The following is a 5,953-nucleotide window of genomic DNA, read 5'->3' as shown; positions in this document are numbered from 1 at the left end:
GGTCAGCCCACCTGGGCGACGACCGCACGCCACTGGTCACCCCGGGCCATGAACCGGCTCACGGGCACCTTCTTCACGCGGCCGTCCGACCGCGTGCAGACGATGCGGTTGCCGTCGACGTGCAACGTCCCCCCGTCCGCACCACCGAACCGCCGCGTCAGCGGCCCGAGCAGCGCCTTGACGACGATGGTCCGGCTGCGCGCGTCGAACTCGAAGTAGGTGCGGGTGAGCTGCAGGAGCCCGAGCACGGCGAGCACCGGCCCGAGCACGATCGAGAACCCGGCCGACCCGCCGACCTGGATCAACCACATCGCGAGCACGAAGTTGACCACTCCGAGCACGATCAACGTGATCGGGACGAAGGGGTTGTAGCGCACGGCCATGGCAGGGTCCTCTCGGGCTGGTTGACGCAACCGTAGAGGTCGCCCGGCCCCGCCGGGAGAGGAACTTTCCTTCTGCCCTCGGGCTTTCGCTAGACCTCCTCGACCGTGCCGGACAGCCTCGCTCGTTCCGCGGCGAACACCGCCAGGTGCGACTCCAGGGACTCGGCCGGGCCGGACAGGATGTGGCCCGCGTCGCCGGTTTCGACCGCCGTGGTGAACGCGTCCATCAGGCCCGCGTCGCCGCCCGCGTGGCCCGCGTCGGTGTCCAGGCCGGTGTTCGGGGCCGCCAGAACCTCGGTGGTCTCCGTGACGAAGTCGTGTAATCGCACGCGGACGCCGTCGCCGTCCAGGAAGCCTCTCGTGCCGAAGATCTGGGTGCGGCGGTCGACGTGCGGGGTGAACGCGGTCATCGTGAACGTCGCCGTCGCGCCGCCCGCGAACTCCATCGCCACCACCTGGTGGTCGACCACGTCGTTGTCGGACCGGTACACGCAGCGGCCGTACGGGCCCTCCCGAAGGGCGGTCGTCACGGACCGCTCCGTCACCTCGTCCGCCAGCACGCTCACCGGCCAGCCGGTGCGGCCCTCGCGGGCCATGCCGAGGTACAGGCGGGGCGCCGAGTACGGGCAGGTCGCCTCCACCGCGCAGTCCAGGCAGCGGTCCGTGGAGCCCTCCGGCGCGTTCTCCGGCGTGAAGTGGCGCAGCGAACCGAAGCTCGACACCCGTTCGATCGGCCTGCCCACGATGTGCCGCAGCCAGTCGACGTCGTGGCCCGACTTCGCCAGCAGCATGAACGACGCCTGGTCCGTGCGGCGCCAGTTGCCCCGCACGTACGAGTGCGCGTAGTGCCAGTGCCCCACCGGTTCCAGGTGCTGCACACTCACCACCTCGCCGATGCGGCCGTCCTCGACCAACTGCTTCACCAGCCGTGTGTACGGCCGGTACCGCATCACGTGGCACACCGCGAACAACACACCCGCCTCGGTGACCGCGCCGACCAGCTCCGCGCACGCCTCCGGCGTCGGCGCGAGCGGCTTCTCCACCAGCAGGTGGTATCCCTTGCGTGCCAGCGCGATCGCCGGGCCGACGTGCTCGGCGTCCTGTGTGGACACGATGGCCGCGTCGGCGAGGCGAGGCGCTGCGGCCAGCTCCTCCCACGACGAGAACACCTGCGTGACCCCGTGCTCGCGGGCCAGCCGTTCGCGCTGGTGCGCACGGGGCTCGGCCACCGCGACCACCTGCCCGCGGTCCGGGTGCCTGCCGACCCACTCGGCGTACCCGGCGCCCCGCTGTCCCGCCCCGACGATCGCGTACCGGACCATCACTCTCCCTTCACGTACGTCGTCACCGTCACCGACGCGGTCACCGGTACCGGTGACCGCAGCTCAGCCACCTTCGCCCGCAACGCCGCCGCGTCCACGTGCCACGCGCTCGGGCCCATCCCCACCAGCGCGAGCACCTCCTCGTGCCCCAGCGACATCGCGAACTCACACGTGTCCTGCGCGGACACCGTGAACCCGGGCAGCGACGCCGTCACCCGCGACGCCTTGTCCTCGGCGACGGTCAGCAGGTCCAGCGCGGACACCAGCTCACCGAGGTGCGCGGCGCGCGGCGCCACCACCACGAGCCTGCCGTCGGGCGTCAGCACCCGCGCGATCTCGGCGGCGTTGCGGGGCGCGAACACGTTGAGCGCCACCGCCACCACACCGTCCCGCACCGGCAGCCGCCGCCACGTGTCGGCGCCGACCGCACCCAGCCTCGGGTGTGCGCGGGCCGCCCGCCGCAGCGCCGGTTTCGCGATCTCGAGCGCGATGCCCACCCGGTCCGGCGACGCGTCGAGCACCGCCGCCAGGTAATGCCCGGTGCCCGCACCGAGGTCCAGCACGCAGCCGGCACCGGCGCACGCGGCCACCACCGCGGCGACGATCGGCGCGTAGTGCCCGGCGGACAGGAACTCCTGCCGTGCCGCGACCATCTCCGCACTGTCACCCGTCACGGACGCCTTGCCCGGCATCAGGGTCACATAGCCCTGCCGCGCCACGTCGAACGTGTGGCCCGACCCGCAGCGCACCGACCCGCCGGAGCTGTCCAGCCCGGACGAACAGTGCGGACAGGACAGGTACGGCAGGACGTCAGCAAGCACTCCGCGACCCTAGTGACGTGCGGCCAGCTCCGTGACCAGGCGGTGTAATCGCGGCACCCGCTGCTCGGACTCCGGCTTCATCAGCACGCTCCGCAGCACCCGCGCGCCGTCCGCGTCCGGCGACAGCGTGGTGTGCCCCCTGGCCTCGAACGCCGCCGCCGGCATCCGCAGCACGCTCAGGAACACCGGGTCTCGCGTCGCGTTCATGCCCTCTGTCAGCACTCGCGCGGTCGCCGCGTCGACGGCGGACAGCGTGTCCCGCGTCGGGAAGTACGTGACGATGTCGAGTGCCGGCTCCTGGTACAGCGTGAGCTCGTCGGAGGCGGCCAGCAAGGACGACCACTGCCCGGCCGCACGCCGGTTCGCCGCCAGAACCCCGCGCAACCCGTCCATGCCCAGCACCCGCAGCGTCAGCCACAGCGCGGCCGCCGCCGCACCCGGCCGCGAGCACTCCAGGCTGATCTCGCCGAGATGCAGGTCGGACTCGGTGAAGTAGGTGTACGGCGAGTCGTGGTGGTAGTACCGCGCCACCGACGGGTCGGCGAACAGCACGGCCCCGCACCCGTACGGCTGCAGCCCGTGTTTGTGCGGGTCCACGACCACCGAGTCGCACTGGCCGATCGCACGGAACGCGCGTGCGTCCGGCAGGTCCGGCAGCAACGTGTAGAATCCGCCGTACGCGGCGTCAACGTGTAACCGGACCCCGTACTTCTCCCGCAGCGCCAGCGCCTCGTCGATCGGGTCGACCGCGCCGAGGCCCGTGGTGCCCGCGGTCAGTACGACGGTGCCCACCGCACCGGTCGCCAGCAGTTCCGCGAGGGCGGGCATCGACATCCGGCCTGCCGGGTCGACCGGGACCGGGTGGCCTTCGAGTCCCAGCAGGTGACACATGCGGGCGTGGGTGTAGTGCGCGTCCGCGCTGTAGGCGATCCCGCGCCCCGGATGGGACTCCCGCGCGACGAACAGCGCCTCGAGGTTCGCGACCGTGCCGCCGCCGGTGAGGTGCCCGAGATGCTGGGGCAGGCCGAACATCGCCGCCAGCTCGGCGACCACCTCCCGCTCCATCCTGGACGTGGCCGCGCCGCCGTCGTCGGCGTGGTTGTTGGGGTTGACCAACATCGCCGTCAGGTAGCCGGCCACCGCGACCGGGTGCGGCGGCTTGAGCATCTGCCCGGCGTAGTCCGGGTGGAAGTAGGGGTAGTTGGCCGCGCCGAGCCGGTCGACCAGTTCCTCGAAACCGGCCTTGAACACGTCGGGGTCGACGTGCCCGCTCGGGTGCGCATCGTAGGGGGCGAACGAGTCCTGCCAGGCGGAGATCGCGTCGACCCCCTGCCGCAGCCATGCCGGAAGTTCTGTCATGGCTCCACGATGTCACGGGCCACCGACAGAAACGGGCCGCCCGGGATCGGGGGGTAGCCCTACCCCCCTTTCGGGTGGTGGCGCCAGTGATTCCGCACGTGGTTCAGACCAGGGTTGATCTCGTGCCGAACAAGGAGGTCACCATGCAGCTGTTGCGCCGACACCCGTTCACCGCGGTCGGACTGGTCGTCATCGTCACCCTTGGCGTCCTCCTCGGCACCTTTGTCACAGCGGTGACGGACCACCCTCTGGGTGACCACATCGCCTACGGTGTTCCCGCCTTCGCGGACGGCCGGTGGTGGTCCGTCTTCACCGGTGTGCCGTTCGCGATCACTCCCCTGTGCTACGTCGCGGTGCTGGCGAGCTTCGCCGCGTTCGTCGGCTTCCTCGAACACCGCCTCGGCACCGCGCGGGCCGTGGCGGTCTGGGCGGTCGGGCACGTCGCCGGGGTCTTCGGAGCCGTCGCGCTCGTCGACCTGACCGGCGGCGCGCTCGTGTCGGCACTGGACGTCGGCCCGTCCGGTGGGGCGATGGCCGCCGCCGCGGTCGCCACCGCGACGCTCGCGCCGAGGCGGCGGTTCTGGACCAGGGCCGGCCTGATCGGCTACGTCGTCGGGTCGCTGCTGGTCATCGGCCACCTCGCGGACGTCGTGCACCTCGTCGCCGTGGCCGTCGCGCTGCCGCTGGGCCCGCTGCTCGTCCGACGCGCCGAGAAGGTCACCGGCTCCGACCGCGCCGTGGACCTCCTCGAGACCCACGGCGGCGGCACCCTGTCGTGGATGACGACCTGGCCCGGCACCGAGTACCTGTACGGGGACGACGGGTACGTCGCCTACCGCCGCCACGCCGGGGTCGCGATCGCCGTCGGCGACCCGGTCGGCTCGACCGGCTGGCGGCTCACGGCACCGGCCGCGTTCGCCGCGCACTGCGCTCGCGAGGGTCTCGTCCCGGCATGGTTCTCCGTCGGCGCGGCCACCGCGGCCTCGGTCGGCGCCAAGCGGGTCCAGGTCGCCGAGGACACCATCCTCGACCTGCCGGACCTCGCGTTCCGTGGCAAGAAGTGGCAGGACATCCGCACCGCACGCAACCGCGCCGACAAGGACGGCATCACGTTCCGCATGGTCACCCTCGCCGACGAGAGCCCGGCGATCGTCCGGCAGGTGCGTGAGGTGTCGGCGGACTGGCTGCGTGGCAAGCGCACCCCGGAGCTGAGGTTCACGCTCGGCGGCGTCTCCGAGGCCATGGACCCGCGCGTGCGGGTCGGCATCGCGGTCGACGCGGGCGGCACGGTCCACGGCGTCACGTCCTGGCTGCCGGTCCTCGACGCCAACGGCAAGCCGAGGGGCTGGACCCTCGACATGATGCGCCGCAAGGCCGACGGTTTCCGGCCGGTGGTCGAGTTCATGATCGCCGAGGCCTGCGTGACGTTCCAGGCGGAAGGCGCACAGCTGGTGTCACTGTCGGGTGCGCCGCTGGTCCGTACCGGAGACCACGAGGCGAGTCCGGTGCAGCGCATGCTCGACGGCATGGGCAAGCTCATGGAGCCCCTGTACGGGTTCGGCTCACTGCACGCGTTCAAGGCGAAGTTCCAGCCGCGCCGCGAGCCGCTGTACCTGACGTACCGCAATACAGGTGACCTGCCGAGGATCGGCGCCGCCGTGCTGCGTGCCTACCTGGCTAAGCCCACCGCCGTGCGGCAGCGGCCAGTGCCGACCGTGCGCCCGCACCCAGCTCTCGCACCAGGTCTGCGGCAGGCAATGGCCGGGCGAACTCGTACGACTGCCCTGCCCACAGCGACATGGCCTGCGAATCGCCCGCTTTCCGCAGGTCCCTGGTCAGCTGGTGGACGTGCGGGTACGCCGGTGGCGCCCCTGCCGAGTGCTCGGACAGGAAGCGGTTCACCAGCCCCCGTGCGGGCCGGCCGGTGAAGGCGCGGGTGACGGCCGTGGGCAGCTCGCCCGCCGCGAGCGCCGCGAGGTGGAGCGGGTTCGCCCCGCTCTCCGGACAGGGCAGGAACATCGTGCCCAGCTGCGCGGCGCTCGCGCCCGCGACGAGCACGGCCGCCACG

At 72.0% G+C, this 5,953-nt stretch carries 5 protein-coding genes and 1 pseudogene; 1 reads left to right on the top strand and 5 read right to left on the bottom strand.

From position 1 onward, the window contains the following. Positions 1-2: 2 nt before the first annotated feature. From WBA97_RS07605 to WBA97_RS07590, 4 genes are all read right to left on the bottom strand, one after another. A complete protein-coding gene (locus tag WBA97_RS07605) occupies positions 3-383 on the bottom strand; it encodes a hypothetical protein (protein ID WP_424229999.1) in 381 nt (126 codons plus the stop codon). Between the two features lie 89 nt (positions 384-472). Continuing rightward, positions 473-1,705 carry a Gfo/Idh/MocA family protein gene (locus tag WBA97_RS07600; protein WP_424229998.1) on the bottom strand — a complete coding sequence of 411 codons (1,233 nt, stop codon included), beginning with the start codon at positions 1,703-1,705 and terminating at the stop codon, positions 473-475. Further along, on the bottom strand, positions 1,705-2,526 hold the full coding sequence (locus WBA97_RS07595) for a putative RNA methyltransferase (RefSeq protein ID WP_424229997.1): 822 nt from the start codon (positions 2,524-2,526) through the stop codon (positions 1,705-1,707). The genes WBA97_RS07600 and WBA97_RS07595 overlap by 1 nt, the downstream gene beginning before the upstream one ends. Before the next feature lie 9 nt (positions 2,527-2,535). Beyond that, on the bottom strand, positions 2,536-3,885 hold the full coding sequence (locus WBA97_RS07590; protein ID WP_424229996.1) for a pyridoxal phosphate-dependent decarboxylase family protein: 1,350 nt from the start codon (positions 3,883-3,885) through the stop codon (positions 2,536-2,538). Here WBA97_RS07590 and WBA97_RS07585 point away from each other — a divergent pair. Next, positions 3,867-5,495 (top strand): annotated as a pseudogene (locus WBA97_RS07585) (bifunctional lysylphosphatidylglycerol flippase/synthetase MprF); the annotation flags it as partial. The gene WBA97_RS07590 and the pseudogene WBA97_RS07585 overlap by 19 nt on opposite strands. A 67-nt stretch (positions 5,496-5,562) precedes the next feature. Here the strand turns inward: WBA97_RS07585 and WBA97_RS07580 are convergent. Continuing rightward, on the bottom strand, positions 5,563-5,904 hold the full coding sequence (locus WBA97_RS07580) for a nitronate monooxygenase (RefSeq protein ID WP_424230000.1): 342 nt from the start codon (positions 5,902-5,904) through the stop codon (positions 5,563-5,565). Between the last annotated feature and the right edge of the window lie 49 nt (positions 5,905-5,953).

It is taken from the genome of Actinophytocola sp., from assembly GCF_049647105.1.
Classification (GTDB): Bacteria; Actinomycetota; Actinomycetes; order Mycobacteriales; family Pseudonocardiaceae; genus Actinophytocola.
The sequence above is the reverse complement of the archived record's forward strand: the minus strand, read 5'-3'. Positions and strand labels throughout refer to the sequence as shown.